General features: G+C 70.0%; 18 protein-coding genes and 1 pseudogene. 7 read left to right on the top strand and 12 right to left on the bottom strand.

Annotated elements, in window-relative coordinates; all coding sequences use genetic code 11:
* The first annotated feature begins 180 nt into the window (after nt 1–180).
* Nucleotides 181–2,199, top strand: coding sequence for an FAD-dependent oxidoreductase (locus ACWCRB_RS43135; protein WP_451001298.1), 2,019 nt, complete (start codon nt 181–183; stop codon nt 2,197–2,199).
* A gap of 250 nt (nt 2,200–2,449) precedes the next feature.
* Entirely contained in the window at nt 2,450–3,004 is a 555-nt protein-coding gene (locus ACWCRB_RS43130) for a PadR family transcriptional regulator (protein WP_451001297.1), read from the top strand.
* On the opposite strand, the gene ACWCRB_RS43125 is transcribed toward ACWCRB_RS43130, so the two are convergent.
* Nucleotides 2,994–4,025: a medium chain dehydrogenase/reductase family protein gene (locus ACWCRB_RS43125; protein WP_451001296.1), complete on the bottom strand. Its 1,032-nt coding sequence runs from the start codon at nt 4,023–4,025 to the stop codon at nt 2,994–2,996. The genes ACWCRB_RS43130 and ACWCRB_RS43125 overlap by 11 nt on opposite strands.
* Before the next feature lie 95 nt (nt 4,026–4,120).
* Here ACWCRB_RS43125 and ACWCRB_RS43120 point away from each other — a divergent pair, with 95 nt between their 5' ends.
* On the top strand, nt 4,121–4,774 hold the full coding sequence (locus ACWCRB_RS43120; RefSeq protein WP_451001295.1) for a TetR/AcrR family transcriptional regulator: 654 nt from the start codon (nt 4,121–4,123) through the stop codon (nt 4,772–4,774).
* Between the two features lie 124 nt (nt 4,775–4,898).
* On the opposite strand, the gene ACWCRB_RS43115 is transcribed toward ACWCRB_RS43120, so the two are convergent.
* The 6 genes from ACWCRB_RS43115 to ACWCRB_RS43090 all read right to left on the bottom strand — a co-directional run bounded on the left by ACWCRB_RS43115 (nt 4,899) and on the right by ACWCRB_RS43090 (nt 9,461).
* Complete coding sequence (locus ACWCRB_RS43115; RefSeq protein WP_451001299.1) at nt 4,899–6,218, bottom strand: cytochrome P450; 1,320 nt, start codon at nt 6,216–6,218, stop codon at nt 4,899–4,901.
* A 156-nt stretch (nt 6,219–6,374) separates the two neighbouring features.
* Nucleotides 6,375–6,965: a GTP-binding protein gene (locus tag ACWCRB_RS43110; protein ID WP_451001294.1), complete on the bottom strand. Its 591-nt coding sequence runs from the start codon at nt 6,963–6,965 to the stop codon at nt 6,375–6,377.
* Complete coding sequence (locus ACWCRB_RS43105; RefSeq protein WP_451001293.1) at nt 6,940–7,320, bottom strand: DUF742 domain-containing protein; 381 nt, start codon at nt 7,318–7,320, stop codon at nt 6,940–6,942. Before ACWCRB_RS43105 ends, ACWCRB_RS43110 begins: the two co-directional genes overlap by 26 nt.
* Complete coding sequence (locus tag ACWCRB_RS43100; RefSeq protein ID WP_105973205.1) at nt 7,317–7,718, bottom strand: roadblock/LC7 domain-containing protein; 402 nt, start codon at nt 7,716–7,718, stop codon at nt 7,317–7,319. Before ACWCRB_RS43100 ends, ACWCRB_RS43105 begins: the two co-directional genes overlap by 4 nt.
* Nucleotides 7,715–8,926, bottom strand: coding sequence for an ATP-binding protein (locus ACWCRB_RS43095; RefSeq protein ID WP_451001292.1), 1,212 nt, complete (start codon nt 8,924–8,926; stop codon nt 7,715–7,717). Before ACWCRB_RS43095 ends, ACWCRB_RS43100 begins: the two co-directional genes overlap by 4 nt.
* A gap of 349 nt (nt 8,927–9,275) precedes the next feature.
* Nucleotides 9,276–9,461 carry a hypothetical protein gene (locus ACWCRB_RS43090; protein ID WP_369036110.1) on the bottom strand — a complete coding sequence of 62 codons (186 nt, stop codon included), beginning with the start codon at nt 9,459–9,461 and terminating at the stop codon, nt 9,276–9,278.
* A 521-nt stretch (nt 9,462–9,982) separates the two neighbouring features.
* Here ACWCRB_RS43090 and ACWCRB_RS43085 point away from each other — a divergent pair.
* Nucleotides 9,983–10,270, top strand: coding sequence for a chaplin (locus ACWCRB_RS43085; protein ID WP_235478566.1), 288 nt, complete (start codon nt 9,983–9,985; stop codon nt 10,268–10,270).
* Nucleotides 10,271–10,353: 83 nt separating this feature from the next.
* On the opposite strand, the gene ACWCRB_RS43080 is transcribed toward ACWCRB_RS43085, so the two are convergent.
* Together ACWCRB_RS43080 and ACWCRB_RS43075 are read right to left on the bottom strand one after the other, a co-directional pair.
* Nucleotides 10,354–11,223 (bottom strand): tyrosinase family protein, encoded by an 870-nt coding sequence (locus tag ACWCRB_RS43080; protein WP_451001291.1) that lies wholly within the window; start codon nt 11,221–11,223, stop codon nt 10,354–10,356.
* Complete coding sequence (locus ACWCRB_RS43075; RefSeq protein ID WP_451001290.1) at nt 11,207–11,458, bottom strand: tyrosinase family oxidase copper chaperone; 252 nt, start codon at nt 11,456–11,458, stop codon at nt 11,207–11,209. The genes ACWCRB_RS43080 and ACWCRB_RS43075 overlap by 17 nt, the downstream gene beginning before the upstream one ends.
* 66 nt (nt 11,459–11,524) lie before the next feature.
* Between ACWCRB_RS43075 and ACWCRB_RS43070 the strand changes: the two are divergent.
* The 3 genes and pseudogenes from ACWCRB_RS43070 to ACWCRB_RS43060 form a co-directional block, all read left to right on the top strand.
* Nucleotides 11,525–11,839: pseudogene (locus ACWCRB_RS43070) on the top strand (VanZ family protein); the annotation flags it as partial.
* A gap of 9 nt (nt 11,840–11,848) precedes the next feature.
* Entirely contained in the window at nt 11,849–12,523 is a 675-nt protein-coding gene (locus tag ACWCRB_RS43065; RefSeq protein ID WP_451001289.1) for a response regulator transcription factor, read from the top strand.
* On the top strand, nt 12,516–13,619 hold the full coding sequence (locus ACWCRB_RS43060; RefSeq protein ID WP_451001288.1) for a sensor histidine kinase: 1,104 nt from the start codon (nt 12,516–12,518) through the stop codon (nt 13,617–13,619). The genes ACWCRB_RS43065 and ACWCRB_RS43060 overlap by 8 nt, the downstream gene beginning before the upstream one ends.
* A gap of 25 nt (nt 13,620–13,644) precedes the next feature.
* Here ACWCRB_RS43060 and glgB read toward each other — a convergent pair whose 3' ends face one another.
* From glgB to ACWCRB_RS43045, 3 genes are all read right to left on the bottom strand, one after another.
* Entirely contained in the window at nt 13,645–16,104 is a 2,460-nt protein-coding gene (glgB, locus tag ACWCRB_RS43055; RefSeq protein WP_451001287.1) for a 1,4-alpha-glucan branching enzyme, read from the bottom strand.
* A gap of 56 nt (nt 16,105–16,160) precedes the next feature.
* Nucleotides 16,161–17,612, bottom strand: coding sequence for a maltokinase N-terminal cap-like domain-containing protein (locus ACWCRB_RS43050; protein WP_451001286.1), 1,452 nt, complete (start codon nt 17,610–17,612; stop codon nt 16,161–16,163).
* Between the two features lie 122 nt (nt 17,613–17,734).
* A partial coding sequence (locus ACWCRB_RS43045; RefSeq protein WP_451001285.1) for an alpha-glucosidase C-terminal domain-containing protein occupies nt 17,735–18,472 on the bottom strand: 738 nt, incomplete at its 5' end.

The following is an 18,472-nucleotide window of genomic DNA, read 5'->3' as shown; positions in this document are numbered from 1 at the left end:
GCCTGGCGCTCGGGCTGGCGATCCTCCTCAACCGCAAGCTCAAGGCGATCGGTCTGTTCCGGTCCCTCTTCTTCATGCCGGTCGTCTTCCCCATGTGCCGCACGCCATTATGCAACTAGTTGCAAAACACCCCCCGCGTCCCCTAAAAAGAACAGACCCAACCCATCCCCGGAGACCCCCATGAGCCCATACCCCCACCTCCTGACCCCCCTGAACCTCGGCTTCACCACCCTCCCCAACCGCATCCTCATGGGCTCCATGCACACAGGCCTGGAAGAAGCCCCCCACGGCTTCACCCGCATGGCCGAGTTCTACGCCGCCCGAGCCCGAGGCGGCGCCGCCCTCATCGTCACCGGCGGCATAGCTCCCAACGACGCCGGCCGCCCCTACGAAGGCGGAGCCAAACTCACCACCGACGCCGAAGCAGAACAACACCGAGCCATCACCACCGCCGTACACCGCGAGGGCGGAAAGATCGCCCTCCAGATCCTCCACTTCGGCCGCTACGCCTACCACCAGAACCTCGTGGCCCCCAGCCCCCTCCAGGCCCCGATCAGCCCCTTCCCCCCACACGAACTCACCGACGCCGAGGTCGAACAGACCATCGCCGACTACACCCGCACCGCCGTCCTCGCCCGCCGGGCCGGCTACGACGGCGTAGAGATCATGGGCTCCGAGGGCTACCTCATCAACGAGTTCATCGCCACCCAGACCAACCACCGCACCGACCGCTGGGGCGGCTCCTACGAGAACCGCATGCGCTTCCCGGTCGAGATCGTCCGCCGGGTACGCGAGGCCGTGGGCGAGGACTTCATCCTCATCTACCGCCTGTCGATGCTGGACCTGGTCCCCGGCGGCTCGACACTGCCCGAAGTGATCACGCTCGCCAAGGCCGTGGAGACCGCCGGCGCCACGATCATCAACACCGGCATCGGCTGGCACGAGGCCCGTATCCCCACCATCGCCACCTCGGTGCCGCGCGGCGCGTACACCTGGGTGACGAAGAAGCTCATGGGCGAGGTCGGCATCCCCCTCGTCACCACCAACCGCATCAACACCCCGGAACTCGCCGAGCAGTTGCTCGCCGAAGGCTGCGCGGACATGATCTCCGTGGCCCGCCCGATGCTCGCCGACCCGGACTTCGTGAACAAGGCCGCCGCCGGGACGCCCGAGGCGATCAACACCTGCATCGGCTGCAACCAGGCCTGCCTGGACCACACCTTCAGCGGAAAGATCACTTCCTGCCTGGTCAACCCACGCGCCTGCCACGAGACGGAACTGATCCTCTCCCCCACCCGCCTGCGCAAACGCGTCGCGGTGGTCGGCGCAGGACCCGCCGGACTCGCCTGCGCCGTCTCCGCAGCCGAACGCGGCCACGAGGTCACCCTCTTCGACGCCGCCCCCGAGATAGGCGGCCAGCTGAACGTCGCCCGCAAGGTCCCCGGCAAGCAGGAGTTCGACGAGACGATCCGCTACTTCCGCCACCAACTGGCCGCCCACGCCGTCGACGTACGCCTCAACACCCGAGCAACCGCAGACGACTTGACGACGGCCTACGACGAGGTAGTGGTGGCCACCGGCGTAACCCCCCGCACCCCCGACATCCCCGGCGTCGACCACCCCAGCGTCGTCGGCTACCTGGACGTCCTGCGCGACAACGCCCCCGTCGGCGACCGCGTCGCGATCCTCGGCGCCGGCGGCATCGGCTTCGACGTCGCCGAGTACCTCACCGACACCGGCGACAAGGCGCACGAGGACCCGGCGGCGTACTTCCGTGCCTGGGGCGTCGACATGGACCACCGCACCCCCGGCGGCCTGGCCGCACCCGAGCGGACCGCGTCGCCGCGCACCGTCCACCTGCTCCAGCGCAAGGCCACCAAGGTCGGCGCGGGCCTCGGCAAGACCACCGGCTGGATCCACCGCGCCGAACTCAAGCACCGGGGTGTCACCATGACCCCGGGCGTCGAGTACGACCGTATCGACGACGCCGGACTCCACCTCACCGTCGACGGCACCAGCACCGTCCTCCCGGTCGACACCGTCGTCCTGTGCACCGGCCAGGACCCACGCCGCGAGCTGTACGACGACCTGCTGGCCGCCGGCTGCAACGCCCACCTGATCGGCGGCGCCGACGTGGCCGCCGAACTGGACGCCAAACGCGCCATCAAACAGGGCACCGAACTGGCAGCGACCCTCTAGGGCCTGCCCGGCGGATCATGTCGGGGACGCGGGGCTTGGCACGCACTCCCCCAGAGGGGGGACCCCCAGCGGCGTTGTCGTCACTCTCCCCCACTCTCGGCTTCGCTCGAGCGGGGGGACCCCCATCGCTCCGCGTCGACTCCCTCCTCCGCCTTGCAGCTGCACGCACCAAGCCCCGCTCACGTGTGCCGATAAGGCGCCGCTGTTTTCCCCCGACCTGATCCGCCGGACAGACCCTAGGAGCCGTGGCATGTCACTCCCGCACGCGATCCTCACCGCCCTGCTCGAAAAGCCGTCCTCGGGGCTGGAGTTGACCCGCCGCTTCGACAGGTCGATCGGCTACTTCTGGTCGGCGACGCATCAGCAGATCTACCGCGAGCTGGGCAGACTGGAGACCGAGGGACACATCCGCGCCCTGCCCACCGAGCAGCCGACCCGCGGCCAGAAGAAGAGCTACGAGGTCCTGCCCACGGGCCGCGAGGAACTGGCCCGCTGGACCGCCGCACCCCAGGACCCCAAGCCGTACCGCGACACCCTGCTGCTGCGCCTGCGCGCCTCGGCGGTGGTCGGCACGGAAGGCATCGAGGCCGACCTGCGCCGCCATCTCGCTCTGCACCAGCGCCAGTTGACGGAATATCAGGAGATCGAGAAGCGGGACTTCCCACCCGGCCCGGCCGATCCCCAGGACCGCCTCCAGCACCTGGTCCTGCGCGCGGGCATCGACCTGGAGACCTTCTGGACCCAGTGGCTCACGCACGCCCTGACGGAGTTCGCGGACCTGCCCGACGACCGCCCTACGGAGTGAGCACGACCTTCCCGGCGATGGTCCCCGACTCGGCGAGCCGCATGGCTTCGGCGGCGCGGACGAGGGGCAGCCGGGCGGCGACCTCGGCGGTGACGTCACCGCTGCGGAGGGCGGCGAAGAGCTGGGTGAGGTCGGCGTGCAGCCGGGTCCTGAACCGGTTCTTCGCCAGGGCCCGGCCGGCCCAGACGTTGTAGAAGTAGGCGCGGCGGCGGTTGGGCAGCGCGTTCCACACCCACACCCGGCCGAGCAGCTTGAGCACCGGCCACTGCTTGGAGCCCTCGGCGTCCCGGGTGGAGGCGCTGCCGTACGAGACGAGCGTGCCGCCGGGTGCGAGGAGCCGCCAGGAGTCGGTCACGCTGCGCCCGCCGACGTGGTCGAAGACGGCGTCCACTCCCCCGGGGGCGAGTTCGCGGACCCGGGCGGCGACGTCCCCGGTGCGGTAGTCGACGGGGACGACGCCCCTCTCCCGCAGCGCGTCGTGGTGCCGTACGGACGCCGTACCGATCACCTTCACGCCCGCCGCGTGGGCGAGTTGGACCAGGACCGTGCCGACGCCACCGTTGGCACCGTGCACGAGGACGGTCTGCCCGGCGCGGACCCGGGCCTTGCGGTGCAGCATCTGCCAGGCGGTGATGCCGTTGAGCACGACCGTCTCCGCCTCCGCCGCGCCGACCCCGTCGGGCACCGGCACCACGTCGGCCGCGTCGACGAGCACATGACTGGCCCAGCCGCCGACCTTGAGCAGCGCGGCCACCCGGGTGCCGGTCAGGTCCGGCTCGACGCCCTCGCCCGTGGCGATGACGGTGCCGACGAGGTCGTAACCGGGCACGAAGGGGAACGCCGGCTGGTCGTAGTACCGGCCGCGGCGCATCTGCTGCTCGGCGAAGGAGACACCGGTCGCCTCCATCCGGATCACGACCTGCCCGGGACCGGCGACGGGCACGGCTCCGTGCCGGACCTCCAGCCCTTCCGGCTCCACCTTGCCCGGCAGAACGACCTCGACGAATGCCTCTGTGCTCATGACGGCCTCCATGACCAGTTTCCCGTTGTCGCGTTGGTTAGAGGCTATAACTCGATGAATGCGAGTGTCAATAACTTGAGTGATAACCTCTAACCATGACGGAATCAGGGGACACGAAGACGGAGACCCCGCGCGAGCGCTACCGCGCCCAGGTGCGTACGGAGATCAAGGAACGGGCGTGGGAGCAGATCGCCGCGGCGGGGGCGTCCGCGCTCTCCCTCAACGCCGTCGCCAAGCAGATGGGCATGAGCGGACCCGCGCTCTACCGGTACTTCGCCGGGCGCGACGAGCTGATCTCCGAGCTGATCAGGGACGCGTACCGAAGCCTCGCCGACACCTTCCGCGCCGCCGCCGAGCCCGCCCCCGACCTGGCCGCACTCGCCCACGCCCTGCGCGACTGGGCCCTGGCCGACCCTCAGCGGTACCTCCTCGTCTACGGCACCCCCGTACCCGGCTACCACGCACCCTCCGACGTCACCGGGATCGCGTCCGAGATCATGACGACCCTGCTCGACGCCTGCGCCGCGCTGCCCCCCGCCGGCCCCGGGACCCCGTTCGACGCCCACATCGAGGACCACCGGATGTGGGCGAACGACCACCCCGCACCGCCCGCGGTCCTGCGCCGGGCCCTGACCTGCTGGACCCGGCTGCACGGCGTCCTGTCCCTGGAACTCGCCGGCCACTTCACCGGGATGGAGTTCGACCCGGCCCTGCTGTTCGCGGCCGAGGTGGACGAGCTGCTCGCCTGAGGACGGGCGGGAACAGCAAAGCGCCCTGTGTCCGAGGCAGGAACCTCGGACACAGGGCGCTCGCGCAAGCCGGCCCGACAGGATCGACCGGCCCGATCGGCCTAAGTGGGTGGGCAGTTGGTCCTCAGAGCCGGAAGACATCGAGGAAGGAGCTCCAGAATCCCTTCTTGCGCTGTTCCTGACGGGCCGCCGGGGCCGCCGCCGGCTGCGGGGCCGGACGGTGTACCGGGTCCGTCGCCGCGGGCATCGGGGCCTGGTTGCGCATGGCCGCCGCAACCCGGGTGGCCGGCGTCGGGCTGAACCGCACCGGCAGCGAGGCGAGCGCACGGTGGAAGGGGCCGGGCCGCCACAGCAGGCTGTCCTGCGGGACCGAGAGGGTCAGGTCGGGCAGCGCGTTGAGGATCTTCTCGATCGCCGTGAGCGCGATGACCAGGGCCGGGTCCTTGGCGGGGCAGGCGTGCGGGCCCGCACCGAAGGCCAGGTGGGCGCCCTTGCTGGCCATCTGCCGGGCCTCGTTGAGGGCCGGGTCGCTGTTGGCGGCGGCGAAGCTGATGACGACCGGGGTGTTCGCGTCGACGGGTACGCCGCCGAGGTCGACGTCCTGCAAGGGGTAGTGCGTCGCGTAGTTGGCGATGGGCGGGTTGTTCCACAGCACGTGGTCGATGGCTTCCTCGACCAGCATGCCGCTGCCGCGCTCCGACGGACCGTCGGACAGCAGCAGGAGCAGCGAGCTGGCGATGAGGTTGCGCTGGGGCTCCAGGCCCGCGCCCATCAGCACGATCAGCTGGTCCCGGAGTTCCTCGTCGTTGAGGCCCGCCGAGTGCTGGATCAGCCAGGAGGTCACGTCGTCGCCGGGCTCGCGGCGCTTGAGCGTGATCAGTTCCTGGAGGCAGGTGGCGACGATCTCGATGCCCTTGATGGCGTCGTCCTGGCTGTCGAACATGGCGGACATGCCGGTGTTGAGGCGGTCGCCGATGTCGGCCGGGCAGCCGAACATCTTGTTGAACAGCAGCAACGGGATCAGCTTGGCGTAGTCGTTGAGGAGGTCGGCCCGGCCCCGCTCGCTGAACTGGTCGATCAGATAGTCGGCGATGGGCTCGACGTCCCGCCGGATACGGCTGATGTTCAGCTTGGCGAGGCTCTCGGTGACGGCCTTGCGCAGCCGCAGATGCACCGCGCCGTCCGTGAACAGGACGTTGGGCCGGTACAGCATCATCGGCAGGACCGGGCTGTCCAGGGAGACCCGGCCCTCGTTCAGGGCGGCCCAGCGGCGCGAGTCACGGGCGAACAGGGTGGTGTTCTGGAGCACCCTGAGGGCCATCTCGTGCTGGACGACGAGCGTGGCGTCCACGCCCGGTGCCAGCTCGACGGGTGCCGCCGGGCCGTGGGCGCGCAACTTGTCGTAGATGCCCTGCGGATCGGCGGCGAAGTCGGCGCCGTGCATGGGGCATCTGGCGGGAGCGCTCGGCGTGGCACCCGCGTGCTGTATGTCCATGGAGGTTCCTTTGGGTTCCCCGCGCCTCGGGGGCGGGGGACGGGGGTGAGGAGACTGTCCGGACCCCCTGTGCGGGAAGGGGCCGGACGGATGGGGCACCGGGGCTCAGGCCGCGCGGGCGAGCAGGTGCTGCACGAGGGCGATCAGCGCTCTCGCGGACGACTTCGGGTCCCGGGCGTCGCAGTAGACGACCGGGGTGTCGGGCAGCAGGTCGAGAGCCTCACGGATCTCGTCCTCGTCGAACTCGGCCGCCGGGTCGAAGGTGTTGACGGCGATGGCGTACTCCAGGCCGTACTTCTCGACCAGGTCGATCACCGGAAACGTTTCCGCCAGCCGGGACGGGTCGACCAGGAGCAGGGCTCCGAGCGCGCCGCGGGCCATGTCCTCCCACAGCTGCATGAAGCGCTGCTGACCGGGCGTACCGAACAGGTACAGCACCAGTTCCTCGCTCAGCGTGAGCCGGCCGAAGTCCAGCGCGACGGTGGTCGTCACCTTGTCCGGCGCGCCCTTGAGGTCGTCCACGTGGGCGGACGCCTGCGTCATCTTCTCCTCGGTGCGCAGCGGGGCGATCTCCGACAGCGAGCCGATGTACGTGGTCTTGCCCACCGCGAAGTGCCCTACGACAAGGATCTTCGCGGTGGTGGTCACCGCGTCTGAGACGTAGATCGTCTCAGCCGTAGAGGGATTCGAGTCCATGCAGCACCTTTTCGATGATTCCTCTGTCGACGGACTGGGCGCGTGGGGGCGCGGCACGGCGCAGGAGATGACCCTGTTCGAATAAATCGGTCAGCAGGAGCCGGGCGACGCCCACCGGGAGCGACAGGTGCGCGGCGACCTCCGCGACGGAGAGGTAGCCGCCGCCGCACAGGTCCCAGATGGCCCGGACCTCGGGGCTGGCGCCGAGCGGCAGTTCCCGTTCGGGGGCCAGGGTGACCAGGGTGTGCAGGGACAGGTCATCGGCGGTCGGCAGCCGCCGCCCGCCCGTGATGACGTACGAGCGGACGAAGTCGCTGGTGACCGTGACCGGAGCTTCCTCGCCGTGGGCGTTCATGCGTCCGCACCGGCGTTCTGACGCGGCGGGGTGGTCATCGCCTTGCCGAGCGCGCCCACCTGCTGCTGCATCCGGAAGGACATGGCCTCCATGTCGACGTCCAGCGCGGCCGACACGGCGAGGTAGGCACCGCTGCCCGCGGCGATCAGGAAGATCCAGCCGCCGTCGTACTCGATCAGGGTCTGCTTCCACAGACCGCGTCCGGAGCCGACGAAGGGGGCGACGGCCCGGCTGAGGGACTGCATCGAGCTCATCGCTGCGGCGTTGGTCTCCGCCTCGTCGCGCTCGATGTCACTGGACCGCTCCAGCAGGAGGCCGTCGGCCGATACGAGGATCGCGTGACGGGCGCCGCGGACTTGCAGCACATCGTTCAGCACCCACGACAGATCGGGATTCACTGGTCCTGTGGTCCTTCCATGGTGGTCGTATCCCGCCCAAGCAGCGTTCCGCGCTGGAACGCACCGATACGTGAGGCCGTCACCTCTGTGTTGAACTCCGGCTCGGCCGACTCCTGCGGCGAGGGCACCACCGCGACCGGGCTGCCGCGCCGGCGCCGCTTGGGCAGGCCGCCCGCCGTCGTCCCGATCGGACGCGGCGGTCCGCCGGGCGTGGCCACCGGGGTCAGCCGCTGCGGGGCGGCCGAAGGAGCCTCGGGCGCCTGGGGTTCGGCCTTCGCGGCACCGCCCTCGGGCTCGGGAACGTCCGTCGTCAACAGGTTCTCCGGCAAGAGAATCACCGCCCGTACGCCGCCGTAGGGGGACACCGAATCGACCGAGACCTTGAAGCCGTACCTGGTGGCGAGCATCCCGGACACGGCGAAGCCGAACTTCGGCGGGTCGCCGAGGCTCGTGATGTCGACCGGCGCCTGCGGGGAGAGCAGGACGGTGGCCCGCGCCTTCTCCTCGGTGTTCATCCCGAGGCCGGCGTCGTCGACGATCAGGCAGACCCCGGTGGGTACGGCCTGGATGTTGATGTCGACGCGGGTGCCGGGCGCGCTGTAGTTGGTGGCGTTGGCGAGCAGTTCGGCGAGGACGACCGCGACGGGCTCGACGGCCCGGCTGGCCACCGAGACGTTCACCTGGGTGTTGATGGTGACGCGGTCGAAGTGCTTGATGCGGCCCTGGGCACTGCGGGCCACGTCGTACACGGAGGCGGTGGACTCGCGCCGGCCGAGCCAGCCGCCGCAGAGCACCGCGATGCCCTGGGCGCGGCGGCCGAACTGGCTGTTGGTGTGGTCGATCATCATCAGGTCGCCGAGGACCTGTTCGTCGTCGCCGTAGCGGCGCTGCGACTTCTCGATGATGAGCTGCTGTTCGTCGGCGAGGACCTGGAGCGTCCGCATCGCGGACTTCAGGACGGCCTTGGTGTCTTCCTCCGCATCCTTGCGCACCGCGGCGAGATCGCCGGCGTGCTGTGCGTTCAGCTGGGTGTATTCCGCATAGAGGCGGTCGCGGTCGCTCTGCGCGGCTTCGCGGGCGCTCTGCAGGTCGTTGCTCTTCCTGCGGAGGGCCATGTTGGTTCTGCGGGCCCGCATCACTGCGACGACCGCAGCGACCAGGACCACGAGCAAGATCCACAGCAGTGGATCCTGGATCAATGACGTCATGAGACTCTCTTCAAGTCGCCTTGCGACAGGAGCAGTTGCAGTCCGATGGGTCCGGCCTGGAACACGGGCCCAGCCCGGTGGCGAACCTTACCGGCGGACCAACTCAGCCACTCCTTCGCGATGGGGCCCTTAGAGACTGTCCCCCGTGCGCGCGGCACGCCTCAGCCTACTGAAAGTGGGATGATCTTAGCAGTCAAGAGAGCGTCAAAAAGGTTCCGCTTACGCTCACTTGGAGACCTTCACACAGCATTCGCGAACGGGTCCACGACAGTTATGGACCCGATACGTTCGGGCACGCAAAGGCCCGCTCCCCCGTCATCCGGGAAGCGGGCCAGGAGAGTTGGAGCGCTCAGGCTGCGTCGGCGTCCACCTCGCACCACACGCGGAGCCGCTCGTCGACGAGCCGCTCCGGATACTCCACGCCGGTCTCGAAGTGCTCGGGGAGCCGCGCGAGACGGCCGTCCGCCCCTACGAAGGTCCGCAACACGTTCTGGGTCTGCTGCCGCTTGCTCTGGTCGGCCTGGTCGGATGCCATGCCTGAGGTTAACCGTCCCTGTGGACTGAGCGGAAGTGAGCCCGTTCAGCCGCGCGCCCCGAACGGTCTTGGGCGAGCTGGTCCCCGGCGTACTCGACCCCGGGGCGGCGACACGCATCCTGTGCGTGGTCCGGGCCCGGGAGGCCCCCGCGGCCGGAGGCCGCTGATGGACACAGCCCTGTGCGACCTGGCCATGTGAGTACGGCCAGAGGCTACGGGGAGGCCCTGAACCATCCTCTGGTGGAGCAGGGGCCCCGCACGCTGACGCCGTACCCAGTGTCCCAGGTCGCACGACCACGTTAACCCGATCAGCCCAGGACGCCGCAAGCCCGCAAGCGGACGGTCACCTGATCGAGCTAACACGGCCTCGTGTGCACTCCTTGGCGAGCAGCTATCACCCCTGCGGTTCGAAAAAGGGTGACGCCCGGCCCGACGCCGTTACCAGGCGTGAGTGGGCGCGTTGTAGGGGAAGTGCGGGCGCGAGTCGAGCGCCCGCACTCATCGAACCAAAGGAGAACGTGATGTCTCGCATCGCGAAGGCAGCCGTCGCCGCTCTCGGCACCGGTGCCGTGGTGCTCGGCGGTGCCGGTATGGCCACGGCTGACGCGGGTGCCCAGGCCGAGGCCGTCGGCTCGCCCGGCGTCCTGTCCGGCAACGTCCTGCAGGTCCCGGTCCACGTGCCCGTCAACGTGTGCGGGAACTCGATCAGCGTGATCGGTCTGCTGAACCCGGCCTTCGGCAACACCTGCGTCAACGTCAGCGACGACGACCACAAGGGCAACCCCGGCCCCGGCGGCTACGGCAGCTGACCCGTCGTACGCAAGCACCGGAAGAGCCCCGACGGTCCCACCGTCGGGGCTCTTCCGCATGCACCGGAACCTGCCAGGACCTGTCAGGCGTACCGGTAGATCCCGCTGTGGTCCTCCAGCTGATCCGGTGTCACGTCCCACGGCGGCAGCGACTCGTGCCGGGCGACGACCCGGCCGCGCTGCGTGTCGCCGAACCCCGGCGGCCGCTCGGGCAGATAGCGGGCACCGGAGCCGTGCCGGCGCTGCCAGCGGGACCAGCACAGGTCGACGAAGGCGTGGTGCAGCCAGAACACCGGGTCGTTGACGGACGCGCCACCGACCATGTGCCCGCCGACCCACCGGTGGACGCGGTTGTGGTTGCGCCAGGAACCGGGGCCACGCCCGCTCCCCCACCCTTCGAGCCTGTTGCGGAACCCCTTAGCGGACGTCGAGTTCCACGGCGACACGTCGTAGACGGGATCGTCGAGGGCCCCGTCCAGGTCCTGCCGGGTCGGCAGCGTGAGCGGTTCACGGGCGCGGCCGAGATCGCGGGTGAGGAACTCCCCGTCGGTGACGCTCTCCTTGATGGTCCAGTCGCCGTGGTCGTAGGCGAACGGCCCGCTCATGACCCGCTGATCGGAGGCCCGCCCGGTCCCGCCGAGCAGATCCTCGCTCCAGGGCACCCCGGCCGCCGTACGGTCCCGGGTCCAGTCCCAGTACGGCAGCGTCACCGACGGGTCCACCCGCTGCAACGCCTCTTCCAGGTCCAGCAGGAACCGCCGGTGCCAGGGCAGGAAGGAGGGCGCCATGTGGGCCGTACGCAGCCCGTCCTCGCCGTCGGAGACGTAGTACTCGATGTGGGTGCGCACGAACTCGTCGTACTCGCCCCGCCGTTTGATCTCCATCAGCGCCCCGACGAACCGCCGCCGCTCGCTCCGCGTCAGCGTGCTGACGTCCTTACGCGTGTACGCCACGACCGCCCCCTCCCCCGCCCTCGACCGTCAACCGCCGCCCGGGCCCCAGCTCGTCGACGGCGGCACGGGCCGCCTCCAGGGGTGTGGGGTAGGAGCGGTAGTGGTCGACCATGCTCAGATACGTCCCGTCCGCGCGCCGCATCAGATGCAGGGGCCGCCCGTCCACGGTGACGTGCCACCGCCCGCCGCCGGGCGTGCTCATGGCATGCGTCATGTGGCCGGCGTCCGCCCTCATGCCCCGCAGCCGACGGCCCCGGTACGTCTCGTCGAAGTGCGACGCCTCGTCGCCGCCGGGCTCCCGTCCCCCGTACCGCTGCGGGACCTGGTCACGATGGGGCCGCTCGGGATCGCCGGCAACCTGCTGGTCTTCGCGTCCCTGGGGTTCTTCGCCCCGATGCGGTTCGCGGCCCTGGCGTCCGTGCCGCGCGTCCTGGCGCTCGGGGCGGGCTGCTCGGTCCTGGTCGAGACCGCGCAGTACGTCTTTCAGCTCGACCGGGTGTCCTCCGTGGACGACGTCCTGGTCAACGCCACCGGCGCGCTGCTCGCCGGGCTGGCGTCGCGCCGCTGGTGGCGTACTCGTACCGCGCATACGCCGGCGATATCGTGCGCTGCCTAGGCTTCGGGTATGCGCGTACTGATCGTGGAGGACGAGCCCTATCTGGCCGAAGCCGTCCGGGACGGTCTGCGCCTTGAGGCGATCGCCGCCGACATCGCCGGTGACGGCGACACCGCCCTGGAACTGCTCAGCGTCAACTCCTACGATCTCGCGGTCCTCGACCGTGACATCCCCGGCCCCTCCGGCGACGAGGTCGCCCGGCGCATCGTCGCCTCCGGCAGCGGCATCCCGATCCTCATGCTCACCGCCGCCGACCGGATCGACGACAAGGCCTCCGGGTTCGAACTCGGCGCCGACGACTACCTCACCAAACCCTTCGAGCTGCGGGAACTCGTCCTGCGGCTCAGGGCGCTCGACCGCAGACGCGCGTACGCCCGGCCCCCGGTCCGCGAGATCGCGGGCCTGCGGCTCGACCCCTTCCGCCGGGAGGTCTTCCGCGACGGACGCTATGTCGCGCTGACCCGTAAGCAGTTCGCCGTCCTCGAAGTCCTCGTCGCCGCCGAGGGCGGCGTCGTCAGCGCCGAGGAACTGCTGGAACGGGCCTGGGACGAGAACGCAGACCCCCTCACCAACGCGGTGCGCATCACCGTCTCCGCCCTGCGCAAACGACTCGGCGAACCCTGGATCATCGCCACGGTGCCCGGCGTCGGCTATCGCATCGACACCGGCGGCACTCATGAATAGACGCCCAGGGCGCAGCGCCCGGCTGAAACTCACCCTCAGCTATGCCGGATTCCTCTTCGTCGCCGGCACTCTCCTGCTGGCCGTCATGTGGGTGTTCGTGCTGCGCTGGCTACCGACCAACGACCCCAGCACCCTCCAGAACAGGTTCGGCGCCGTGATCATCATGGGGCCCAACCAACCCGACCTCCTGCGCGGCTTCGCCCCCGCCGCGGCCATAGCACTGACCTTCCTCCTCGCGTTCGGCCTCCTGGGGGGATGGATCCTCGCCGGCCGCATGCTCGCACCCCTCACCCGGATCACCGAGGCGGCACGGATGGCCGGGAGCGGGTCGCTGGCCCACCGGATCGGGATGAAGGGCCGCCAGGACGAGTTCCGTGAACTCTCCGACACGTTCGACTCGATGCTCGAACGACTGGAGTCCCATGTCGCCGAGCAGCAGCGGTTCGCCGCGAACGCCTCCCACGAACTGCGCACCCCCCTGGCCATCTCACGGACGCTCCTCGACGTCGCCCGCAAGGACCCCACACGCGACCGGGGCGAACTCATCGAACGCCTGTACGCCGTCAACGCGCGGGCGATCGACCTCACAGAGGCCCTTCTGCTGCTCAGCCGCGGCGACCGGGGTGACTTCACCCGCGAGCGCGTCGACCTCTCCCTCCTCGCCGAAGAGGCCGCCGAGACGCTGCTTCCGCTCGCCGAGCGGCGCCGGATCACGCTCGACGTCACCGGCGGGGCGGCCGGGACCAGCGGCTCCGCGGAACTCCTGCTGCGGATGGTGACGAACCTCGTCCAGAACGCCGTCGTCCACAACCTCCCCGACGGCGGCACCGTGACGGTCCACACCGAGGCGTACGGCGACACGAGCGTCCTGCGCGTCGAGAACACGGGCCCTCAACTGCCCCCGGAACTGGTACCGACCCTCACCGAACCCTTCCAGCGCGGAACGGAACGCGTACGCACCGACGAACACGCCGGCGCCGGCCTCGGCCTGGCCATCGTGTACAGCATCGTCCGCGCCCACGACGGCACCCTCGACCTCGCCCCCCGCCCGGCCGGCGGACTCCTCGTCACGGTCCGGCTTCCCGCCACGCGCTAGGAGGCGGTCACCCTCGCCGCTGCCGCTATGCCGGGCGCAGCCACACCGTCGCCAGCGGCGGCAGCGTCACGTGGATGCTGGTCGCGCGGCCGTGCCACGGCTGGGGGTCCGGCTTCAGCGGGGCCGGGTTGTGGATGTCGGCGCCGCCGTAGCGGGACGCGTCCGTGTTCAGGGCCTCGTGCCAGGCCGGGACCGTGTCCGGGACGCCGATGCGGTAGTCGTGGCGGACGACCGGCGAGAAGTTGCTGATCGAGATCAGCGGGGTGCCCTCCGCGTCGTAGCGGACGAAGGCGAAGACGTTGTCCTCCGCCGCGTCGCCGACCAGCCACTCGAAGCCCGAGGGTTCCGTGTCCTTCTGCCAGAGGGCGGGAGTGTCCCGGTACACCGTGTTCAGGTCGCGCACCAGGTCCCGTACGCCCCTGTGGTCCGGCTCCGCGCCATACGCCGGATCCAGCAGCCACCAGTCGGGGCCGTGCGCCTCCGACCACTCCGCGCCCTGGGCGAACTCCTGGCCCATGAACAGGAGTTGCTTGCCGGGGTGCGACCACATGAAGGCCAGGTACGCCCGTTCGTTGGCCCGTTGCTGCCACCAGTCGCCCGGCATCTTCGACACCAGCGAGCCCTTGCCGTGGACCACCTCGTCGTGCGAGATCGGCAGGACGTAGTTCTCGCTGTACGCGTACACCATGGAGAACGTCATCTCGTGGTGGTGGTGCTTGCGGTGGACCGGGTCGTGCTGGACGTAGCCGAGCGAGTCGTGCATCCAGCCCATGTTCCACTTCAGCCCGAAGCCCAGGCCGCCGAAACCGCCGGGCCCGGTGTGGTGCGTGGCCCGGGTGACGCCGTCCCACGCCGTCGACTCCTCGGCGATCGTCACGACGCCCGGCACCCGCCGGTACACCGTCGCGTTCATCTCCTGGAGGAAGGCGACCGCGTCCAGGTTCTCCCGGCCGCCGTGCTCGTTCGGCACCCACTGGCCCGGCTCGCGCGAGTAGTCGAGATAGAGCATCGAGGCGACCGCGTCCACCCGCAGCCCGTCTATGTGGAACTCCTCGCACCAGTAAAGGGCGTTCGCCACAAGGAAGTTGCGGACCTCCCGCCGACCGTAGTCGAACTCCAGGGTTCCCCAGTCGGGGTGAGCGGCGCGCAGCGGATCCTCGTGCTCGTACAGCGTGCGCCCGTCGAACTCGGCCAACGCCCAGTCGTCGCGCGGGAAATGAGCGGGGACCCAGTCCATCAGTACGCCGATCCCCGCCTGGTGAAGGGCGTCCACCAGGTACTTGAAGTCGTCCGGGGTGCCGAGGCGGGCCGTCGGCGCGTAGAAACCGGTGACCTGATAGCCCCACGAGCCGCCGAACGGGTGCTCCGCCACCGGCATCAGCTCCACATGCGTGAAGCCCATGTCCCGTACATAGGCCGGGAGTTGATCAGCGAGTTGACGGTACGTCAGACCAGGGCGCCACGACGCCAGGTGAATCTCGTAGATCGAGAAGGGCGCCTCGTGGGCCGGGGTCTCCGCCCGCCGGGCCAGCCACTCCTCGTCCTGCCACTCATGGCGCGAACTGTGCACGATGGACGACGTGTTGGGCGGCACCTCGGTCCGGCGGGCCATCGGGTCCGCCCGCAGTGTCTTCGAACCGTCCGGGCGGGTGATCTCGAACTTGTACAGCTCGCCCTCACCGATGCCCGGCACGAACAGCTCCCACACCCCGGTCGCGCCCAGCGAACGCATCGGATACGCCGTACCGTCCCAGAAGTTGAAGCCCCCGGTCACCTGCACCCCGCGTGCGTTGGGCGCCCAGACGGTGAACCGGGTGCCGGTGACGCCCTGGTGGGTCATCGGCTCGGCGCCCAGCGCCCGCCACAGCTCCTCGTGCCGGCCCTCGCCGATCAGATGCAGGTCCAGATCACCCAGCGCGGGCAGCAGCCGGTACGCGTCCTCGGTCTCCACCACATGGCCGTCGTACGCGATGACCAGTCGGTACTCCGGGACGCCCCGCAGCGCCAGCGCACCCGAGAAGAAACCGTCCCCGTCGTCGTGCAGCTCGGTCCGCAGATCCCCCGACACGACGGTCACCGACAGCGCGTACGGCCGCAGCACCCGGAAAGCGACACCGCCCGGCAGCTCGTGCGCGCCCAGGACGGAGTGCGGATCGTGGTGCGTGCCGGCCAGCAGCCGTTCGCGGTCGGAGGCGTCCATCGCGGGGGAGGCGAGGGGGACGACCGTCACGGCGTCCTCGGGGGCGGGGCTCTCAGGAGCGGGGCTTTCGGAAGCAGGGCTTTCGGAGGCGGGGCTCTCGGGAACGGCCTCCACCGGCTGCGGGGCGGACTTCTCCTGCTCCGGCTTCTTCTGCTCCAGCTTTTCCTGCGCCGACTCTTTCTGCTCCAACTTCTTCGCCGCCTTCGTCTTCCCGTTCTTCTTCTCGGGATCCTTTTTCGCGGACGTCTTCTTCTTGGGACCGCTGGACGGGTGGCGCGGGGTCACGGGCGGGGGCCTCCGAGGATGAGGTGGAACGGGCGGGGCGGGGGTGAGGGTGGAGGTCAGTCGGGTGCGGCCAGCCGGTGTACCGCCGACATCGGTACCGGCAGCCAGTCGGGGCGGTGCCGTGCCTCGTACACCACCTCGTAGACCGCCTTGTCCGTCTCGTACGCCCGCAGCAGCACCGGATCGGTACGCGGATCCCGGCCGCTGGTCTCCGCGTACCCGGCGCAGTACGCGGCCCGGCACTTCGCCGCCCAGCCGGGGAGGTGGGGGCGGAGCGAGTGGGCCGCGTAGTCGAAGGAGCGGAGCATGCCCGCGATGTCCCGGGCCGGGGGCTGCGGCAGTCGCCGTTCCGCGAGCGGCTTCGACGGCTCGCCCTCGAAGTCGATCAGCGACCACTGACCGGACGGCGACCGCAGACACTGCCCGAGGTGCAGATCGCCGTGGATCCGCTGGGCCGTCCAGGTCTCGCCCTCGGCGGCGAGGTCGGCCAGCGCCTCGTACGCCGAGCGCAGACCGGGCCCGTACGAATGCAGCGCCGGCACCGCCTGGATCGCCGCGTCCAGGCGTTCGATCATGCCGTCGACCAGCGGACGCAGCTGCGCATGGCCCAGGGTGACGGTCGGCAGGGCGCGGGCGAGGGCCAGATGCACCTCGGCGGTGGCCCGCCCGAGCGCCCGCGCCTCCTCGCTGAAGTCCTCCCCCTTGGCCAGCTCACGCAACGCCAGCTCCCAGCCGTCGGCCGCACCCCGTACGAAGGGCTGGAGGACGCCGAGTACGTAACTGTCCTCGGCGCTCGCGGCCATGTCGTGGTGGGTCTGGGTCGCCTCGGGGTCGTCGGCGCGTATCCACGCCACCGGGGCCGGTACCCGGGGGCAGCCCTCGCGGGCCAGCGCCAGCGGCAGCTCCAGGTCGGGGTTGACGCCCGGTACGACCCGGCGGAGCAGTTTCAGGATGAACGTATCTCCGTAGACGATCGACGAGTTGGACTGCTCCGAGGTGACCACCCGGGCCACCAGCCCCACCGGTATCTCGCCCTCGCCCTCACCGTCGTCCCCGGTCTCGCCCTCGCCGCCCCCGCTCCCGTCCCGGTCGAAGCGCAGGGCGCCGATCCGGGCCCGGGTGCGCATCGCCTCCAGGAGCACTTCGGCGGGCCGGGCGTCGTAGAGGGCGTCGTACACCGTGCGTCCGGTCAGCGGGCCCCGGTCCACATGGCCGATCAGCGCGGGCGCCAGCCGGGGCGGCAGTGCCTCGCGTATGCCTATGAGGAGCTGGTAGCAGTCCCCGGGCCCTTGCAGCGCGGGCTGATGGGCGCGTACGAGGAGGTGGTACAGACCCAGCTGCGCGGTGACCGGCAGCAGTTCGGTGGCCGCCACCAGGGAGAACCCGGTGACCGGGCGTCCTTTGCCGGCGAACCAGCGCTGTCTCGGCAGCCATTCCCGCAGCAGCGGATCAAGGGACGTGAGGAGGTCGGGACTTGTCGTGGCGGAGCGGGTGGCGGCTTCCGACATGGCGTCGCGTCCTTTCCCCGGGGGCGGGGTGTGACTGATGCGTGCCCCGGGCGGGACGGGAGAAACCGGCCCGCCGGGGTTCGGCACATATGACCACGCGTACTACATGGTGACCACGTGTACTACTTGGTGTCCTTCGTGGCGTCCTTCGCGTCCTTGCGCAGCCGGAACCAGTAGAACCCATGACCGGCGAGGGTGAGCAGGTACGGGAGTTCACCGATCGCGGGGAAACGGACTCCACCGATCAGCTCGACCGGATGCGCGCCGCTGAACGTCCGCAGGTCCAGCTCTGTCGGCTGGGCGAAGCGGGAGAAGTTGTGGACGCACAGGACGAGGTCGTCCTTGTATTCGCGCAGGAAGGCGATCACGGCGGGGTTGGAGGAGGGCAGTTCGGTGTACGAGCCGAGGCCGAACGCCGGGTTCTGCTTCCGGATCTCGATCATGCGCCGGGTCCAGTGCAGGAGCGAGGACGGGGACGACATCGACGCTTCGACGTTGGTGACCTGGTAGCCGTAGACCGGGTCCATGATCGTGGGCAGGAAGAGGCGGCCGGGGTCGCAGGAGGAGAAGCCCGCGTTGCGGTCGGGTGTCCACTGCATCGGCGTGCGGACGGCGTCGCGGTCGCCGAGCCAGATGTTGTCGCCCATGCCGATCTCGTCGCCGTAGTAGAGGATCGGCGAGCCCGGGAGGGACAGCAGCAGGGCGGTGAACAGTTCGATCTGGTTGCGGTCGTTGTCCAGGAGCGGGGCGAGGCGGCGGCGGATGCCGATGTTGGCGCGCATACGCGGGTCTTTCGCGTATTCGGCCCACATGTAGTCGCGTTCCTCGTCGGTGACCATTTCGAGGGTGAGCTCGTCGTG

This window comes from Streptomyces sp. NPDC002156 (genome assembly GCF_053593675.1).
The sequence above is the reverse complement of the archived record's forward strand: the minus strand, read 5'-3'. Positions and strand labels throughout refer to the sequence as shown.